We start from the raw sequence: 16,490 nt of genomic DNA, 5'->3' as shown, positions 1-16,490 counted from the left end.
ACAAGTCACTGTTTTTGCCTTAAATGAGCTACATCATGCCTAAATGAGCTACATCATGCCTAGCGATCAACGCCGACCTTTGGCCTTGGATCGTACCCGACCGGCCAATGTCTGGCCTGGTCGGTCTTGCCCCTGCCGGGAGGATGAATGCACGGATTGCTGCCCGCGCTGAAACGCGACTTCACGAGATGGATCGGCTGGCGACGCCTCGGCATTGCGGCGAGCGTCTTCATCATCGCTTTCGCCATCACCACGCTGGTGCGGACCCTCAAGGGCATCGATACCGGGGTCATCCTGACCGCGCTGACCGAGATTCCCCGCGGCAATATCGGACTGGCGGCGATCTGCGTGTGCTTCGCGTTCTGTACGCTGACCTTCTACGACTTTTTTGCACTGCGAACGATCGGCAAGAAGCACGTGCCCTATCGCATCGCAGCGCTCTCCAGCTTCACGTCCTATTCGATCGGTCACAATATCGGCGCCACGGTTTTTACCGGCGGGGCGATCCGCTTCCGGATCTATTCGGATTACGGGCTGAATGCGATCGACGTCGCGAAAATCTGCTTCCTGTCCGGCCTGACCTTCTGGCTCGGTAACATCTTCGTGCTATCGATCGGCATGGCCATCCACCCGGCTGCCGCCTCCTACATGGATCAGCTGCCGTCGTCGATCAATCGGCTGATCGCAATCGGCGGCCTCGCCTCGATCGGCGCCTATCTGGTCTGGCTCTGCATGGGCGAGAAGCGCCGCGAGCTCGGCCAGAAGGGCTGGAAGGTGGTGCTGCCGTCGGCGCCGCTGACGCTGGTGCAGATCCTGATCGGCGTCGTCGATCTCGGTTTCTGCGCGCTGGCGATGTACCTTCTGGTGCCGGCCAATCCGCAGATCGACTTCCTGTCGCTCTCGGTGGTGTTCATCCTGGCGACACTGCTCGGCTTCGCCAGCCATGCTCCCGGCTCGCTCGGCGTGTTCGACGCCGCCATGCTGGTGGCGCTGCCCGAATTCGGCCGCGAGCAGCTTTTGGCCACGCTCCTCGTCTTCCGCATCCTCTATTTCGTCATTCCGTTCGGTCTTGCCATCTCCATCATGGGCGCACGCGAGCTCTGGATGAATGTGGTGGAGCCCTGGCAGGAGCGCCGACGGCTGGCGGAGGCCTGCGCGCAGTCCAACCTGCCACAGCAGGTGGCAGCGATGGAGCGCGAGCGGTCGCTTCGGCAGGCCAGCAAACGCTAGACGGCGGCCAGCAAAGCCGTCAGACCAATGTTGCAGGCGGGGGAGCTGTTCCTCTCTTATTTCCGCCTCAACTTTGCCGTTGAAGACGCGGGCCATGATCCCTGTATCCCTTCGCCGTTTCCTCGCCGGCGCCCTGCTGCTCGCCGGGCTCCTCACCGCCTTGCCGCTGGAGCGGGTGGCCGCGCAGGACGCGGGCGCCATGCAGATCAGTTGGGAGGTGCGCAACCGCTTCCGGTTGTTCCGCGAGGAGCGCGACTTCCAGCTCCATGTCGAGAATGCGCGTAACCGCAGCATCCTCGCCGCCGAGCAGTCGCTCGAACTCCAGAGCGAGGGCCGCGGCTGGGCCCGCAACATGGTCAACCGGCTCTGCATCGACCTCCAGGGCCGGGTCAACCAGCCCTGCACCCGCGACAATACAAAGGAAGACTATATCACCCCGGTTGACCACCCCGTCACCGTGCGCCTCACCGGTGCAGTGCCGGTCGGCGCCACCTGCGCCTGGTCGTTCGACGACGGCGAAGGGCCGCAACAATCCACCTTCGACTGCGCCGAGCCGGTCAATCTGCGGGTCCGCTACGGCAAGCAGACAGTCGCGACCGTCGACGTCTCCTCCGGCTCCGATCCGACCCAACGCGTCCAGACCGAGATCCAGGTCCGCGACATCTTCGTCGCTGGACTCGGGGATAGCATCGCCTCGGGCGAAGGCAATCCGGACCGGCCGCTGGCGCTGTCGGACGAAGGTTTTTGCTTCCGCTCTTATCTCGGCACCGCCGGCGCGCAGTATTACCGGCCGAGCCGGGCCGGATATAAAGGCGGCCGCGCCTGCGAGGCGCCGGATACGCTCGCCAATTGGCAGCGTTACAGCGCGCTCTGGTTCAACTCGCCCTGCCATCGCTCACTCTACAGCTACCAGGCCCGCACCGCGCTGGCGCTCGCGGTACGCTACACCCACGTCGCGGTGACCTTTCTGCCGCTCGCCTGCACCGGCGCCAGCATCGGCGACGGGCTGCTCGGCTCGCAGCGCGCCCGCGAATGCCCGCCCGGCAAGACCGGCGTCTGCAACACCAGCGTGAACGCGCAAGTCGCCGAGCTGCGCGAGGCGCTGACCGCCGCAAAGAAGCGCCAGCCCGAGCGCACGCTCGACCTCGTGCTGCTCTCGGTCGGCGCCAACGACGTCTATTTCTCCGGCCTCGTCGCCGACGTGATCGTCGAGACCGCAACTGAGCGCGCGCTATTCCGCCGCTCCGGCGTGATGGCGAGCGTCGATGATTCCCGCGATGCGCTGGCGCGCGAGCTGCCGCAGAATTTCGTCAAGCTGCGCGAGGCGCTGAAGCCGCTGGTCGGCGGCGACCTCTCGCACGTGGTCTACGTCTCCTACGCCAACCCAGCGCTCGCAGACGGCGGCGTGCCCTGCCGCGGCGGCCGCGCCGGGTTCGACATCCATCCCGCCTTCAACGCCGATCCGCAGCGCCTCGCCCGCGTCTCGACTTTCGTCGACACCGAATTCTTGCCGGCGCTAAAGGGGCTCGCCACCTGCACCCGGGGCGCGCTGTGCCGCGATCCCGAGGCCGACCGCATGACCTTCGTGGATTCGCATCAGGCGGCTTTCGCCGATCACGGCTTCTGCGCGCATTCGGGCAACGATCCCGAATTCGACCGCACCTGCTTTGCCGAGAACGGCCAGAGCTTCAATCCTGATATCGTGAGCGCGGCGAGCCAGCCGATGCTGTGCGGCCGCGGCGCCTCCGAATTCCGCGCCTATTTGCCGCGCGCGCGCTGGATCCGCGACGCCAATGACAGTTACTTCGCCGCGATGACCTATCCGCAAGGCTTGCCGGCGGCGAGCCAGCCGACCGACATCCACGACGCGACCTGGGGCGTGCTCTCCGCCATCTATGGCGGCGCCGTGCACCCAAGCGCCGAAGGCCACGCCGCGATGGCGGATGCCGCACTGCCGGCCGCGGCCGCAGTGCTTGGTCTGGATGCCGCGCCGCCGGGCGTGACACGCGGGCTGCTCGCACCGCTGCTGCCGGGCGCGCAGCAATAGTTCACGCAACCTCTACACGCACACTGCCATCGCCCGCCTTGTGCGCCCTTGCGCACTGGGGCGGGCGATCGAGTACTCCGTGACAGACGTGATTGAATCGAGACGTCGCTGCGTCCAGGATTCCCCGCCTTCGCGGGGAATGACAACGGCACGCGTGGCGCAATCGGGTTCGCCATCACCACACATCGTTCCCGCTCACCTGCCGTTCCATCAATCCAAAAACGGCATCGATCGATGCTGCCTTGAGCTTGGACACTTTGCCGCGCGCGCCTCTAGGAGTCGTCGTGAGGAAACGTTTCGAGTTCTAAGGAGGCGCGTAATGAGCGCAGTGATGTCCACAGCGGACGTGAGGAGGTCTCGCGTCAGGCTGTTCATCGTGACCATGTTGTTCCTGGTCACGACCGTCAATTATGCCGATCGCGCCACGCTGTCGATCGCGGGTCCCGCGCTCTCCAAGGAGTTGCATCTCGATCCCGTCGCCATGGGCTACATCTTCTCGGCCTTCGGCTGGTCCTATGTGCTCGCGCAGGTGCCGGGCGGCTGGCTGCTCGACCGCTATGGCTCGCGCCTCGTCTATGCCTTCAGCATCATCGTCTGGTCGCTGTTCACGACCCTGCAGGGCTGGGTCGGCTTCTTGAGCGCCGGCACCGCAATCACCGTGCTGTTCGGTCTGCGCTTCCTGGTCGGCATCGCCGAAGCGCCCTCATTCCCCGCCAATGCCCGCATCGTCGCGGCCTGGTTTCCGAGCAACGAGCGCGGGACCGCGTCGGCCTTCTTCAATTCCGGGCAGTATTTCGCGACCGTGATCTTCGCGCCGCTGATGGGCTGGATCGCGCATGACTACGGATGGCGCTACGTGTTCTTCGTGATGGGCGCGCTCGGCGTCGTGATGGGTCTGGTCTGGATCAAGACCATCTACGGTCCGAAGGAGCATCCCGGCATCAACGAGGCCGAGTTCGACTACATCAAGGAAGGCGGCGCATTGGTTGACCTCGACGCGCCCAAAGACGATCTGAAGCATGAGCGCGCGGCGGCTTCCGGCCCCGGCTGGGATCACATCCGCCAGCTGCTCTCCAACCGCATGATGCTCGGCGTTTATCTCGGCCAGTACTGCATCAACACGCTGACTTATTTCTTCCTGACCTGGTTCCCGGTCTATCTCGTCAAGGAGCGCGGCCTGTCGATCCTGCAGGCCGGCTTCGTCGCGACGCTGCCGGCGCTGTGCGGCTTCATCGGCGGCGTGCTCGGCGGCGTCATCTCCGACGCCATCCTGCGCAAGACGGGCTCGCTGACCATGGCGCGCAAGATCCCGATCGTCGGCGGCATGCTGCTGTCGATGTCGATCATCGCCTGCAACTACGTCGACGGGCAGGCGCTGGTGGTCGGCTTCATGGCGCTCGCCTTCTTCGGCAAGGGCATCGGCGCGCTCGGCTGGGCTGTCGTCTCCGATACCTCGCCCAAGGAAGCCGGCGGCGTCTCGGGCGGCCTGTTCAACACCTTCGGCAATCTCTCCTCGATCAGCACCCCGATCGTGATCGGCTACATCCTGGCCGCGACCGGCTCGTTCAACGGCGCGCTGATATTCGTCGGCGCCAATGCGCTGGTGGCCGCCTTCGCCTATCTCGTGATCGTGGGCAAGATTGAGCGCGTGGTGCTCAAACGTTCCTCCTGAGGGCTCCCATGGGAGCTTGACCAGGCAACTTAACGGCGGCTTCACAGCCGCCGTCTTTGTTTTGGGAGTAATCGATGCTAGAAGTGCCGGGGAAACGCCTTATCCATCTAAGGCATGTATCGATGTTTGACCTTAACCAGCTCCGCTGTTTCGTCACGGTGGCGGAAGAATTGCATTTCGGCCGCGCCGCGGCGCGGCTGAACATGACCCAGCCGCCGCTGTCCCGGCAGATCCAGGTGCTCGAGCACATCATCGACGCGCCGCTGCTGGAGCGCACCAGCCGCTCGGTGCGGCTGACGCCTGCCGGGCGCAGCTTCCTGCCGGAAGCGCGGCGCATCCTGAAGCTTGCGGAAAGCGCCTCGCAAGTCGCCCGTCGCATCGCGCTCGGCAAGACCGGCTCGCTGAAGATCGGCTTCACCGCGGCCGCCGCCTATGGCTTCCTGCCCGAGCTCGTCGCGGCCTGCCGCGCCAAGCTGCCCGAGGTGGACTTCTCACTGAAGGAGATGGTGTCCGGCGACCAGTTCGAGGCGCTGTCCTCGGGCCAGATCGATGCCGGCCTGCTCAGGCCTCCGATCGCGCGTCCCGAGATCGCCAGCCGACGCGTCGTCGCTGAGCCCCTGCTCGCCGCGATCCCGAAAAAGCATCCGCTGGCGAATGCCGAGAGCATCACCATCAAGGATTTCGACAACCAGCCCTTCGTGATGTATTCGCCCTATGAGAGCCGCTATTTTCACGACGTGCTGGTGGCGATGTTCACCCGCGCCGACATTTTGCCGCGCTACGTGCAGCACCTGAGCCAGATCCACTCGATCCTCGCCATGGTGCGCGCCGGCCTCGGCCTTGCGATCGTGCCGGCGGCGGCGGCGAGCCTGAAGATCGCGGACGTCCGCCTGCGGCCGCTCAAGCTGCGCACGCGCGTTCCCGTCGAGCTGTTCATGGTCTGGCGGCGCGACGACGAGAATCCGCTGCTCTCGTCGCTCGTCAAAATCGCGAGCGAATTGTCCTCGGCGGAGGTGAGGGAAGATTGATGCTGATTTCGCATTGGTCGATATAGGCTTTGGCTTGGACGCGCATCGAACGGTCTCCTAAACCACGGCGCATGGACGCGCAGGCTTGCGTCCTCCACAACACGAGACAAGGGAGCAGCGCCCATGAGCAAGATGACCCCGCAGGAAATGGCCCAGAAGATCGGATCCGGCCTCCTGTCCTTCCCCGTCACACCGTTCAAGGCGGATTACTCCTTCGACGAGACGACCTACCGCGCCAACATGGACTGGCTGTGCGGCTATGACGTTGCCGGCCTGTTCGCCGCCGGCGGCACCGGCGAGTTCTTCTCGCTGACGGCGGCAGAGGTTCCGCATATCGTCAAGATCGCCGTGGACGAGACCAAGGGCCGCGTGCCCGTGCTCGCCGGCACCGGCTACGGCACCGCCACCGCGCGCGAGATCGCGATCGGCGCCGAGAAGGCCGGCGCCGACGGCCTGCTACTGCTGCCGCCCTATCTCACCCATGCCGAGCAGGACGGCCTCGCTGCCCATGTCGAAGCGATCTGCGCCTCCGTGAAGATCGGCGTCATCGTCTACAACCGCGACAACGCGATCCTTCAGCCCGATACGCTCGCTCGCCTTGCCGAGCGCTGCCCGAACCTCGTCGGCTACAAGGACGGCATCGGCGACATCGAGCTGATGACCCGCGTCTACACCAAGCTCGGCGATCGCCTCACCTATATCGGGGGCCTGCCGACCGCGGAGACGTTCGCGCTGCCCTATCTCGACATGGGCGTGACGACCTACTCCTCCGCCGTGTTCAACTTCGTTCCGGAATTCGCCACCAACTTCTACGCCGCCGTGCGCAAGCGCGACCATGCGACGATCCACGCCGGCCTGAAGGACTTCATCCTGCCGCTGATCGCGATCCGCAACCGCAAGAAGGGCTATGCGGTCTCGATCATCAAGGCCGGCATGAAGGTGATCGGCCGCGATTCCGGTCCGGTCCGCCCGCCGCTCACCGACCTCTCCGAGCAGGAGATCGCAGAAGTGGCCGCGCTGGTGAAGAACCTGCCCGCCATCCGATCGTCACAACAGGCGGCAGAATAACGATAGAACACAACAGGGAGGAGCGTGCGATGGCCCAGACTGAAATCTCGGGTGCACCGGTCGTCACGGCGATGCAAGTGATCCCGGTCGCGGGCCGTGACAGCATGCTCCTCAATCTGAGCGGCGCGCACGCGCCGTTCTTCACCCGCAACATCGTCATCCTCACCGACAATGCCGGTCACACCGGCGTCGGCGAGGTTCCGGGCGGGCAGAAGATCTGGCAGACGCTGCAGGACGCCCGTGATCTCGTGATCGGCAAGACCGTCGGCGCGATGAACAACATCCTCGCCGATATCCGGACCGCCTTCGCCGATCGCGATTCCGGCGGCCGCGGCAAGCAGACCTTTGATCTCCGCGTCATGATCCACGCCGTCACGGCCGTGGAGTCCGCGCTGCTCGATTTGCTCGGGCAGCATCTCGACCTGCCGGTCGCAGCCCTGCTCGGCGAGGGCCAGCAGCGCAACAGCGTCGAGACGCTCGGCTATCTCTTCTTCGTCGGCGACATCGGCAAGAGCAAACTCGCCTACGTCAAGGGCGAGACGGGCAAGGCCGAATGGTTCAACCTCCGCCATCAGCAGGCGATGACGCCGGAAACCGTGGTGCGGCTCGCGGAAGCCACCCACGACCATTACGGCTTCGCCGATTTCAAGCTGAAGGGCGGCGTGCTGCGCGGCGAGCAGGAGATCGAAGCCGTCACCGCGATCGCCAGGCGCTTTCCGAACGCGCGCGTGACGCTCGATCCGAACGGCGCATGGTCGCTCGACGAGGCTGTCAGCCTCTGCAAGGACATGCACGGCATCCTCGCCTATGCCGAAGACCCCTGCGGCGCCGAAGGCGGCTTCTCCGGCCGTGAGATCATGGCCGAGTTCCGCCGTGCAACTGGCCTGCCGACCGCGACCAACATGATCGCAACCGACTGGCGGCAGCTCTCTCATGCGTTGCGGCTGGGCGCGGTGGACATTCCGCTGGCCGATCCCCATTTCTGGACCATGCAAGGCTCGGTGCGCGTGGCCCAGACCTGCCGCGACAACGGCCTGACCTGGGGCTCGCACTCCAACAACCATTTCGACATCTCGCTCGCCATGTTCACCCATGTCGGCGCCGCCGCCCCCGGCAAGGTCACCGCGATCGACACCCACTGGATCTGGCAGGACGGCCAGGCGCTGACCAAGGAGCCGCTCCAGATCAAGGGCGGCAAGATCGCCGTGCCTGACAGGCCCGGCTTGGGTATCGAAATCGACAGGGCCGCCATCGACGCAGCGCATGACCTCTACAAGCAGCATGGACTCGGCGCCCGCGATGACGCTATTGCCATGCAGGACCTGATCCCCGGCTGGACCTTCGACGACAAGCGTCCCTGCCTCGTGCGTTAAGAATTCAGGCATGATCCCGGAAAAGTGGACACCGGTTTTCCGATAAGGATCATGCTTCTCAAACAAGGAGGACAACATGACTGCGATCCTGAAGAACTTCATCGGCGGCGAATGGGTCGATGGCTCCGCCGTCACGAGGAACATCAACCCCTCCAACACCAACGACGTCGTCGGCGAATACGCCAAGGCCGACAAGGCGCAGACCGAGAAGGCCGTCGCCGCCGCCAAGGCCGCCTTCCCCGCCTGGGCGCAGTCGACGCCGCAGGTGCGCTATGACGCGCTGAACAAGATCTCTCTCGAGATCATCGCCCGCAAAGAAGAACTCGGCCGCCTGCTCGCCCGCGAGGAAGGCAAGACCCTGCCTGAGGGCATCGGCGAGGTCGCGCGCGCCGGCCAGATTTTTGCGTTCTTCGCCGGCGAAGCGCTGCGCCTGATCGGCGAGAAAGGTGCCTCAGTGCGTCCCGGCATCGACGTCGAGCTCACTCGTGAGCCGGTCGGAGTCGTCGGCATGATCACGCCCTGGAATTTCCCGATCGCGATCCCCGCCTGGAAGATCGCGCCGGCGCTCTGCTACGGCAACACTGTCGTGTTCAAGCCGGCCGAGCTGGTGCCGGGCTCGGCGCATGCGCTGTCCGAGATCATCACCCGTTCCGGCATTCCTGCCGGCGTGTTCAACCTCGTGATCGGCTCCGGCTCGGTGGTCGGGCAGACCCTGCTCGAGCACCCGGATGTCGCGGCGATCTCCTTCACCGGTTCGGTGCAAACGGGGCGCAAGATCGCGCAGGCCTGCGTGCTGTCGAACCCGATGAAGAAGTTCCAGCTCGAGATGGGCGGCAAGAACCCGCTGGTCGTGCTCGACGACGCCGACCTCAAGACCGCCGTCGAGGTCGCCGTCAACGGCGCCTATTTCTCGACCGGCCAGCGCTGCACTGCTTCGTCCCGCCTGATCGTCACCGAAGGCATCCATGACCGCTTCGTCGCCGCAATGGCCGAGCGCCTGAAGGGCCTGTCGGTGGACGACGCGCTCAAGGCCGGCGTGCATATCGGCCCCGTGGTCGACCAGAGCCAGCTCGACCAGGACCTGCGCTACATCAAGATCGGCCAGGACGAGGGCGCCAAGCTCGCTTGGGGCGGCGAGTTGCTCAAGCGCGAGACGCCCGGCCACTACCTGCAGCCGGCGCTGTTCACCGAAGCCAACAACAACATGCGCATCGCGCGCGAAGAGATCTTCGGGCCGGTGGCTACCGTCATTCGCGCCAAGAACTACGAGGAGGCGCTGGCGATCTCCAACGACACCGAGTTCGGCCTCGCTTCCGGCATCTGCACCTCCAGCCTGAAATACGCCTCGCATTACAAGCGCAACAGCGAGTCCGGCATGGTGATGGTCAATCTGCCGACCGCCGGCGTCGACTATCACGTGCCGTTCGGCGGCCGGAAGGGTTCGAGCTACGGTGCCCGCGAGCAGGGCTCCTATGCCCGCGAGTTCTACACGACGGTGAAGACCGCCTATACGTATCCCGGCTAACCACGGGGAATATCAAATGGACCAGGACGTCGCAGCGAAAGAACAGCCGCGCTACATCAAGCTCAACGAGCGCGACAATGTCGCGATCGTGGTCAATGATTTCGGGCTTCCCGCCGGCTCCCGCTTTGCCTGCGGGCTGACGCTGCGCGCCTTCGTGCCGCAAGGACACAAGACGGCCCTGGTCGACATTGCACAGGATCAGCCGATCATCCGCTACGGCGAGGTGATCGGCCACGCGCTCTCGCCGATCCTGGCCGGCGAATGGGTGGACGAGGCGCGCATCCGCATGCCGGAGGCCCCTGCCCTCGACAAGCTCGAAATCTCGACCGCCGTTCCCGCGCCGCTGCCGCCGCTGGAAGGTTTTACCTTCGAGGGCTTTCCCAACTCGGACGGTTCGGTCGGCACCAAGAACATCCTCGGCATCTCCTCCTCCGTGCAATGCGTCAAGGGCACGATGGAATATGCGGTCAAGCGCATCCGCGCCGAACTGCTGCCGAAGTACCCGAACGTCGATGACGTCGTGCCGCTGACGCATGCCTATGGCTGCGGCGTCGCCATCAACGCGCCCGACGCCGTGATTCCGATCCGCACGCTGCAAAACATCGCGCAGAACCCGAACTTCGGTGGCGAGATCCTGGTCATCAGCCTCGGCTGCGAAAAGCTCGCGCCCGAGCGCCTGGTGCCGGAAGGCGTCAGCAACGCCATCGTGCGCATGCAGGACGAAGCCTTCGACGGTTTTGGCGCGATCGTCGACGCGATCATGACCCAGGCCGAAGCCCGCCTGAAAATCCTCAACAAGCGCACCCGCGAGACCTGCCCGGCCGCCGATCTCGTCATCGGCCTGCAATGCGGCGGTAGCGACGCCTTCTCCGGCGTCACCGCGAACCCGGCCGTCGGCTTCGCCGCGGACCTGCTGGTGCGCGCCGGCGCCACCGTGATGTTCTCCGAAGTCACCGAAGTGCGCGATGCGATCCAGCTGCTCACCCGACGCGCCATCAACGAGGACGTCGGCCGCGCGCTGGTGCGCGAGATGGCCTGGTACGATTCCTATCTGGCCCGCGGCGGCGCCGATCGCAGCGCCAACACCACGCCCGGTAACAAGAAGGGCGGGCTTGCCAACATCGTCGAGAAGTCATTGGGCTCGATCGTCAAGTCCGGATCGAGCGCCATCACCGGCGTGCTCTCGCCCGGCGAGAAGGCGACGCAGAAGGGCATGCTGTTCGCGGCAACGCCTGCGTCCGACTTCATCTGCGGCACGCTGCAGCTCGCCTCCGGGATGACGCTGCAAGTGTTCACCACCGGCCGCGGCACGCCTTACGGCCTTGCGGCTGCGCCCGTGATCAAGGTCGCGACCCGCAGCGAGCTTGCGCGCCGCTGGAAGGACCTGATCGATTTCGATGCCGGCGGCATCGCCACCGGCGAGAAGACCATCGAGGAAACCGGCTGGGACCTGTTCCGCTTGATCCTCGACGTCGCCAGCGGCCGTACGCAACCCTGGTCGGATCGCTGGGGCATCCACAACGATCTCACGCTGTTCAATCCGGCGCCGGTGACCTGAGCGTCGCGCGTAGACACTGACCGAAAATCAAGAGGACGTCTCAATGTCCCGCATCACGACCTTGCGCACCATCCGCATCGAGGAACGGCCGAACCTGATCTGGGTCGAAATCGAAACGGACGAAGGGCTCACCGGCCTCGGCGAGAGCTTTCGAGGGGCGCAGGCCGTTGAAGCTGCCGTGCATGAGCTCGCAGCACCGCTGGTGCTCGGCCAGGATTCCCGCCGCATCGAAGCCGTATCGCGTCAGTTGCTGACGCCGTATCTCGGCTTCCACAGCGTCAGCGCCGAGGTGCGCGCCGCCAGCGCCATCGACATCGCGTTGTGGGACCTCAAGGGCCAGCGCCACGGCATTCCCGTGCACGAGGCGCTCGGCGGCGCGAGCCGACTCGAAATCCGCGCCTACAACACTTGCGCCGGCTACGCCTACAATACGAAGAGCGCCAGGCGCCGTGAGATCGGCGCGGACGACGCCGCGCTCGGCCCCTATGACGATCAGATCGCCTTCATGCGCGACGCTGGAGCGCTCGCCGAAAGCCTTTTGAGCGAAGGCTATGGCGCCATGAAGATCTGGCCATTCGACCCCTTTGCCGCCAATGGCGGCCATTCGATTTCCCTGATCGACCTCAAGACCGGTCTCGAACCGTTCCGGAAGATCCGCGCCGCCGTCGGCGAACGCATCGAGATCATGTGCGAGCTGCACAGCCTGTGGGGCGCGCAGACCGCCGAGCGCATCTGCCGCGCGCTCGAAGATTACGGCGTGTTCTGGGTCGAGGATCCCCTCGGCAAGATGGACGATGTGCAGGGCCTTGCCGACCTCAGACGGCGCGTGAAAACGCCGATCTGCGGCAGCGAAACGCTGGCGGGCGCGGCGAGCTTCCGCAATCTGCTTGCAGCCGACGCCATCGACGTGGTGATGCTCGACATCGCCTGGTGTGGTGGATTGACCGAGGCGCGCAAAATCGCCGCGCTGGCCGAAGCATACAACAAGCCGCTCGCCCCGCACGATTGTACCGGCCCGGTCGCGCTGATGGCGGGGCTGCATCTGGCGCTGCATGCGCCGACCGCGATCTTCCAGGAGGTCGTGCGCGCGACGCTCTCGACCTGGTATCGCGATCTCGTCACCGCTCTTCCGACCGTGAACAACGGCATCGTGTCTGCGCCGCGTGCGCCCGGCCTCGGGCTTGCGCTCAATCCGGACGTGCGCCGCCGCGCGGACGTAGTGGTGCGAGAGTCCATTTTCAGCGCGTAGGGCACGACCGACGCGTCACCGCGCGACGACTCCCGCGAGGAATGACAGCGGAGCTAAGCCGGGAACGTCCTACTGCTTCGGCGCGGGCGCCATCATCGCGCCGCCCTTCTTCGCCGCGGGCGCGGGCACGGGCTTGGTCGCGGCGGTCGCTTGCGCCGGGAGATATTTCGCGACGATGGCGGGGTCGACCTGGGCAATGTTGGCGTCGGGCAGACGCGTCCAGGTCTCGTCCTTGCCGAACAGGGAGATGCCGAGGAAGCCGCGCATCGTCAGCGTCTGGCCATCAGGGCTGACCGTCATCTTGGCCTTCCAGACGTTGCCGTCGCGCGGATTGACCACGTTGCCGCCGTCGTACTTCAAGCCGTCGCGCTTCATGTCGCGGATGAAGGAGAGCCCGAGCACCGGCGCGTTCTTGCGATCGTCCGTGCATTTCGCGCAGATCTCGTTCGGATCGTCGCCGGGCCGCGGAAAGGTTTTTGCGATCACGCCTTCGAACACACCGCTGTGGTCGATGAAGAGAAACCATCCCACCGTCTTGCCGTCTTCGACCTTCTGCCAAAGACCCGCGGCGGTTGGCTGCTGGACTTGCGCCGCAGCCGGGCTCACCGCACCGAGCGACATCGCGAGCGCGAGGAGCGAGAACAGCCGAAAGCTGGAAAAGAGATTCCGCATTATCATCACCTTGCTAAGCCAATCGCCTTGCTGAGCCGTCACTCCAATGGCCGCAGACTACGGCGATTTCGCGAACGGTTCCAGCACCAGAAACATGGGCACCGCCTCCCCGCTCGCCGCCGTCAGTTGACACCGAGCTTCTTTTGCAGGCTGGAGGACGAAGTCGTGTACTGGAACACGAGCCGCTTCTCCGGATAGACATAGCGATGGGCTTTTTGCGACATCAGCGCGCCCTCGTGGAAACCGCACAGGATCAGCTTGAGCTTGCCGGGATAGGTGTTGATGTCGCCGATCGCGAAGATGCCGCGCACATTTGTCTCGAACGCGGACGTCTCGACCGGCACCAGATTGTTCTCCAGCGAGATGCCCCAGTTCGCGACCGGACCGAGTTTCATGGTCAGCCCGAAGAACGGCAGCATGGTGTCGCAGGCAATATCGGTCACATTGTTGTCGTTGCCCTTGATCGTGGCACCGGTCAGCTTGCCCTCGTTGCCTGACAGCGCGGTGACCTGGCCGAGCCGCAGATCCATCTTGCCGCCAGCGACCAGCGCGCGCATCTGCTCGACGCTGTGGGGGGCGGCGCGAAAATCGTCGCGACGGTGCAGCAGCGTGATGCGGTTGGCAATCGGATGCAGATTGAGCGTCCAGTCGAGCGCGGAATCGCCGCCGCCGACGATCAGCACGTTCTTGTCGCGGAACGTCTCCATCTTGCGCACGGCGTAGTGCACCGAGCTTCCTTCATAGGCTTCGATCCCCGGCACCGGCGGACGCTTGGGCTGGAACGAGCCGCCGCCGGCAGCGATCACCAGCACCTTGCATTCGAACACCTTGCCGGCGTCGGTGGTGCAGCGGAACAAGGGATCGCCGATCTTCTCCACGGTCTCGATCATCTCGCCAAGATGGAAGGTCGGATGGAACGGCTTGATCTGCTCCATCAGCGCCTCGGTGAGACCCTGGCCCGAAACCTGCGGAATGCCGGGAATGTCGTAGATCGGTTTTTCCGGATAGAGCTCGGCGCACTGGCCGCCGACCTTGTCAAGGATGTCGACGAAATGCGCCTTCATGTCGAGAAGGCCAAGCTCGAAGGCGGCGAACAGACCGCAGGGGCCGGCGCCAATAATCAGCACATCGGTTTTGATCACATCGCTCATGTCGTCTCTTTATCGGTCGTTATCGGTGGCACGGCGCCCGGCGGGCAGAGGTGACCCTGCCTGTCTAGCCAACGGGGATGGATCAGGGAAGGCATAAAAGCGGGTGCGCCCCGCAGCCGCGCCCACTTGCCGGGTCAGGATAACTGGGCTGTAACGAGCAACGATATGACGGAGATCAATCGGTGAACGCACCACGCCGCCTCGATACGACGCCGCACCTGGAGGACTACCCTTTTCGCCTCAGCGACAATGTCCGCTTCGGTGATCTCGATCCAAACCAGCACGTCAACAACGCGGTCTACGCCACCTATTTCGAGACCGGCCGTGTCACGCTGATGAAGCTTCCAGAATACGGCCTGACGCCGCCGGGACTTGCCTGGATCATGGTGCGGCTCGACATGCATTTTCGCGCCGAGTTGCACTGGCCGAATACGATCGAGCTCGGCCTCGGCGTGGTGAAGCTCGGGCGGACATCGGTGACCTTCGAGCAGGTCGTGTTTTCGAACGGGAAATGTATTGCGTCTGCGACGTCAGTCGGCGTCATGCTCGACGAGACGACGCGACGGCCGGCACCGCTGACCTCAGAAGTGCTCGAGAAGCTCAGACCCTGGCACAAGCGCGGCATTGAGGTCGCGCCGCCGAGCACATGATAACTACGGAGAGTTAGGCCTGGCGTTCCGGCGTCGCCACGACGAGGCCGTCGAGTTCGTCGGAGACCTTGATCTGGCAGGACAGGCGCGAGTTCGGGCGCACGTCGAAGCCGAAGTCGAGCATGTCCTCTTCCATCGGTGTCGGGCTGCCGACCTTCTCGCGCCAGGCTTCGTCGACATAGACATGGCAGGTGGCGCAGGCGCAGGCGCCACCGCATTCAGCCTCGATGCCGGGAACGCTGTTGCGGATGGCGGCTTCCATCACGGTCGCGCCGTTCTCGACGTCCACCGTACGGGTTTCGCCCTTGTGATCGACAAAGTGAATTTTGGCCATGTGTGCTCGTACTGCCGCGATCTTGGGAATGAAGGAGGGTCCGGGCTGTCCTATAACGGGTCGGTCAGCCCGGCGCCATAGCGTTTTGATAAGACGTTAATCCCGCTTCGCGGCAAGAAAACCCGTCAAAACAAAAGACTAGGGCACGGGTCGGCCCTGTCGTCCTAAGGCTTCAGGATCGTCTCGATGGCGGCGCGAGCCTCGGTCACCGCCTCTTTCAGCGCGGCGAAGGCGTGGGGCCGGCCCTGGCCGGTCCGGATCGCGGTCTCGAGGCTGGCTGCGGCATCCGCCACCGCAAAAGCGCCGATCCCGCGCGCCGAGCCCTTGAGCTTGTGGGCGAGTGCGCCGGCATCACTCGGCAGCGCTGCCATAGCCGCAATCAGGCGGACCGCCTGCTCGGCAAACATCGCCAGCACTTCCTGTTCCAGCTCAACGTCGCCGAGCGTCATGCGGGAGAGGTGATCGAGGTCGAGCAGGTTGTCGATGGGTGCAAGCGGGGGCGAGGGCATCCAGTCCATCCGTTGCAGTTCAGGCATCATGGCGCAGGCCCCGGCATCGCGCGATGTCCGCCGGTTCGGCGGTCAGGTTCCCTCCACCGAAGCATGGAAATGGTTAACGAAGTGTTCCGGCTGTTTTGCGCAAATCCGCCTGTTTATTGACGAAAAGTTGCCGCAATCCGGCGAGTCCGGTGGAGAATTTCATGTATTGCTAAGGCGTTACGGCGTGATCCTGTTAACGATGATTAAGAATGTCTTAATCGCAGCCATTTCATTCGCGACGCTCTGCCAATAGGATGTTTTGGAAATTGGCGGACAAGCCGTCCGGGTGGGGACGGCTCGGAAATCCGCGCAAGCGGCATGATCCGGACTGTGGGCTTGCGTAGCGCGCAGAGCTCGCGGAGGGACGCGTACAAGTAACGAGGGCTCGGACTGA

Annotated in this window: 15 protein-coding genes; 11 read left to right on the top strand and 4 right to left on the bottom strand. The window is 64.6% G+C overall.

Features of this window, described 5'->3' with window-relative positions:
* Nucleotides 1-147: 147 nt before the first annotated feature.
* The 9 genes from IVB27_RS29250 to IVB27_RS29210 all read left to right on the top strand — a co-directional run bounded on the left by IVB27_RS29250 (nucleotide 148) and on the right by IVB27_RS29210 (nucleotide 12,750).
* Nucleotides 148-1,230: a lysylphosphatidylglycerol synthase transmembrane domain-containing protein gene (locus tag IVB27_RS29250; RefSeq protein WP_247446380.1), complete on the top strand. Its 1,083-nt coding sequence runs from the start codon at nucleotides 148-150 to the stop codon at nucleotides 1,228-1,230.
* A 94-nt stretch (nucleotides 1,231-1,324) separates the two neighbouring features.
* A complete protein-coding gene (locus tag IVB27_RS29245; protein WP_247446379.1) occupies nucleotides 1,325-3,277 on the top strand; it encodes an SGNH/GDSL hydrolase family protein in 1,953 nt (650 codons plus the stop codon).
* Between the two features lie 319 nt (nucleotides 3,278-3,596).
* Nucleotides 3,597-4,949, top strand: a complete 1,353-nt coding sequence (locus IVB27_RS29240; RefSeq protein WP_247352031.1) for an MFS transporter — start codon at nucleotides 3,597-3,599, stop codon at nucleotides 4,947-4,949.
* Nucleotides 4,950-5,071: 122 nt separating this feature from the next.
* Nucleotides 5,072-5,977, top strand: a complete 906-nt coding sequence (locus IVB27_RS29235) for a LysR family transcriptional regulator (protein WP_247446378.1) — start codon at nucleotides 5,072-5,074, stop codon at nucleotides 5,975-5,977.
* Nucleotides 5,978-6,100: 123 nt separating this feature from the next.
* Nucleotides 6,101-7,045, top strand: coding sequence for a 5-dehydro-4-deoxyglucarate dehydratase (gene kdgD / locus IVB27_RS29230; RefSeq protein ID WP_247352035.1), 945 nt, complete (start codon nucleotides 6,101-6,103; stop codon nucleotides 7,043-7,045).
* A gap of 29 nt (nucleotides 7,046-7,074) precedes the next feature.
* A complete protein-coding gene (gene gudD / locus IVB27_RS29225; protein WP_247446377.1) occupies nucleotides 7,075-8,418 on the top strand; it encodes a glucarate dehydratase in 1,344 nt (447 codons plus the stop codon).
* 76 nt (nucleotides 8,419-8,494) lie between these two features.
* On the top strand, nucleotides 8,495-9,943 hold the full coding sequence (locus tag IVB27_RS29220; protein WP_247352039.1) for an aldehyde dehydrogenase family protein: 1,449 nt from the start codon (nucleotides 8,495-8,497) through the stop codon (nucleotides 9,941-9,943).
* Nucleotides 9,944-9,959: 16 nt separating this feature from the next.
* Entirely contained in the window at nucleotides 9,960-11,501 is a 1,542-nt protein-coding gene (gene garD / locus IVB27_RS29215) for a galactarate dehydratase (RefSeq protein ID WP_247446376.1), read from the top strand.
* Between the two features lie 43 nt (nucleotides 11,502-11,544).
* A complete protein-coding gene (locus tag IVB27_RS29210) occupies nucleotides 11,545-12,750 on the top strand; it encodes a mandelate racemase/muconate lactonizing enzyme family protein (protein ID WP_247446375.1) in 1,206 nt (401 codons plus the stop codon).
* A 69-nt stretch (nucleotides 12,751-12,819) separates the two neighbouring features.
* Here IVB27_RS29210 and IVB27_RS29205 read toward each other — a convergent pair whose 3' ends face one another.
* Nucleotides 12,820-13,422 (bottom strand): DUF2147 domain-containing protein, encoded by a 603-nt coding sequence (locus IVB27_RS29205; protein ID WP_247352043.1) that lies wholly within the window; start codon nucleotides 13,420-13,422, stop codon nucleotides 12,820-12,822.
* 122 nt (nucleotides 13,423-13,544) lie between these two features.
* Nucleotides 13,545-14,573, bottom strand: coding sequence for an NAD(P)/FAD-dependent oxidoreductase (locus tag IVB27_RS29200; protein ID WP_247446374.1), 1,029 nt, complete (start codon nucleotides 14,571-14,573; stop codon nucleotides 13,545-13,547).
* 182 nt (nucleotides 14,574-14,755) lie between these two features.
* Between IVB27_RS29200 and IVB27_RS29195 the strand changes: the two genes are divergently transcribed.
* Nucleotides 14,756-15,223: an acyl-CoA thioesterase gene (locus tag IVB27_RS29195; protein WP_247446373.1), complete on the top strand. Its 468-nt coding sequence runs from the start codon at nucleotides 14,756-14,758 to the stop codon at nucleotides 15,221-15,223.
* A gap of 13 nt (nucleotides 15,224-15,236) precedes the next feature.
* On the opposite strand, the gene IVB27_RS29190 is transcribed toward IVB27_RS29195, so the two are convergent.
* Together IVB27_RS29190 and IVB27_RS29185 are read right to left on the bottom strand one after the other, a co-directional pair.
* Nucleotides 15,237-15,557, bottom strand: coding sequence for a 2Fe-2S iron-sulfur cluster-binding protein (locus IVB27_RS29190; protein WP_247332540.1), 321 nt, complete (start codon nucleotides 15,555-15,557; stop codon nucleotides 15,237-15,239).
* A 164-nt stretch (nucleotides 15,558-15,721) separates the two neighbouring features.
* On the bottom strand, nucleotides 15,722-16,096 hold the full coding sequence (locus IVB27_RS29185; protein WP_247446372.1) for an Hpt domain-containing protein: 375 nt from the start codon (nucleotides 16,094-16,096) through the stop codon (nucleotides 15,722-15,724).
* Between IVB27_RS29185 and IVB27_RS29180 the strand changes: the two genes are divergently transcribed.
* Nucleotides 16,095-16,349, top strand: coding sequence for a hypothetical protein (locus IVB27_RS29180; protein WP_247446371.1), 255 nt, complete (start codon nucleotides 16,095-16,097; stop codon nucleotides 16,347-16,349). The genes IVB27_RS29185 and IVB27_RS29180 overlap by 2 nt on opposite strands.
* The last annotated feature ends 141 nt before the right edge of the window (nucleotides 16,350-16,490 follow it).

Origin of the sequence: Bradyrhizobium sp. 197 (assembly GCF_023073375.1) — a bacterium.
In the GTDB taxonomy this organism is placed as follows: domain Bacteria; phylum Pseudomonadota; class Alphaproteobacteria; order Rhizobiales; family Xanthobacteraceae; genus Bradyrhizobium.
The sequence above is the reverse complement of the archived record's forward strand: the minus strand, read 5'-3'. Positions and strand labels throughout refer to the sequence as shown.

Coding starts and splice junctions, on each gene's coding strand:
- IVB27_RS29250 (WP_247446380.1), top strand. CDS start 148: ATGCACGGATTGCTGCCCGCGCTGAAACGCGACTTCACGAGATGGATC.
- IVB27_RS29245 (WP_247446379.1), top strand. CDS start 1,325: ATGATCCCTGTATCCCTTCGCCGTTTCCTCGCCGGCGCCCTGCTGCTC.
- IVB27_RS29240 (WP_247352031.1), top strand. CDS start 3,597: ATGAGCGCAGTGATGTCCACAGCGGACGTGAGGAGGTCTCGCGTCAGG.
- IVB27_RS29235 (WP_247446378.1), top strand. CDS start 5,072: ATGTTTGACCTTAACCAGCTCCGCTGTTTCGTCACGGTGGCGGAAGAA.
- kdgD (WP_247352035.1), top strand. CDS start 6,101: ATGAGCAAGATGACCCCGCAGGAAATGGCCCAGAAGATCGGATCCGGC.
- gudD (WP_247446377.1), top strand. CDS start 7,075: ATGGCCCAGACTGAAATCTCGGGTGCACCGGTCGTCACGGCGATGCAA.
- IVB27_RS29220 (WP_247352039.1), top strand. CDS start 8,495: ATGACTGCGATCCTGAAGAACTTCATCGGCGGCGAATGGGTCGATGGC.
- garD (WP_247446376.1), top strand. CDS start 9,960: ATGGACCAGGACGTCGCAGCGAAAGAACAGCCGCGCTACATCAAGCTC.
- IVB27_RS29210 (WP_247446375.1), top strand. CDS start 11,545: ATGTCCCGCATCACGACCTTGCGCACCATCCGCATCGAGGAACGGCCG.
- IVB27_RS29205 (WP_247352043.1), bottom strand. CDS start 13,422: ATGCGGAATCTCTTTTCCAGCTTTCGGCTGTTCTCGCTCCTCGCGCTC.
- IVB27_RS29200 (WP_247446374.1), bottom strand. CDS start 14,573: ATGAGCGATGTGATCAAAACCGATGTGCTGATTATTGGCGCCGGCCCC.
- IVB27_RS29190 (WP_247332540.1), bottom strand. CDS start 15,557: ATGGCCAAAATTCACTTTGTCGATCACAAGGGCGAAACCCGTACGGTG.
- IVB27_RS29180 (WP_247446371.1), top strand. CDS start 16,095: ATGGCGCAGGCCCCGGCATCGCGCGATGTCCGCCGGTTCGGCGGTCAG.
- IVB27_RS29185 (WP_247446372.1), bottom strand. CDS start 16,096: ATGATGCCTGAACTGCAACGGATGGACTGGATGCCCTCGCCCCCGCTT.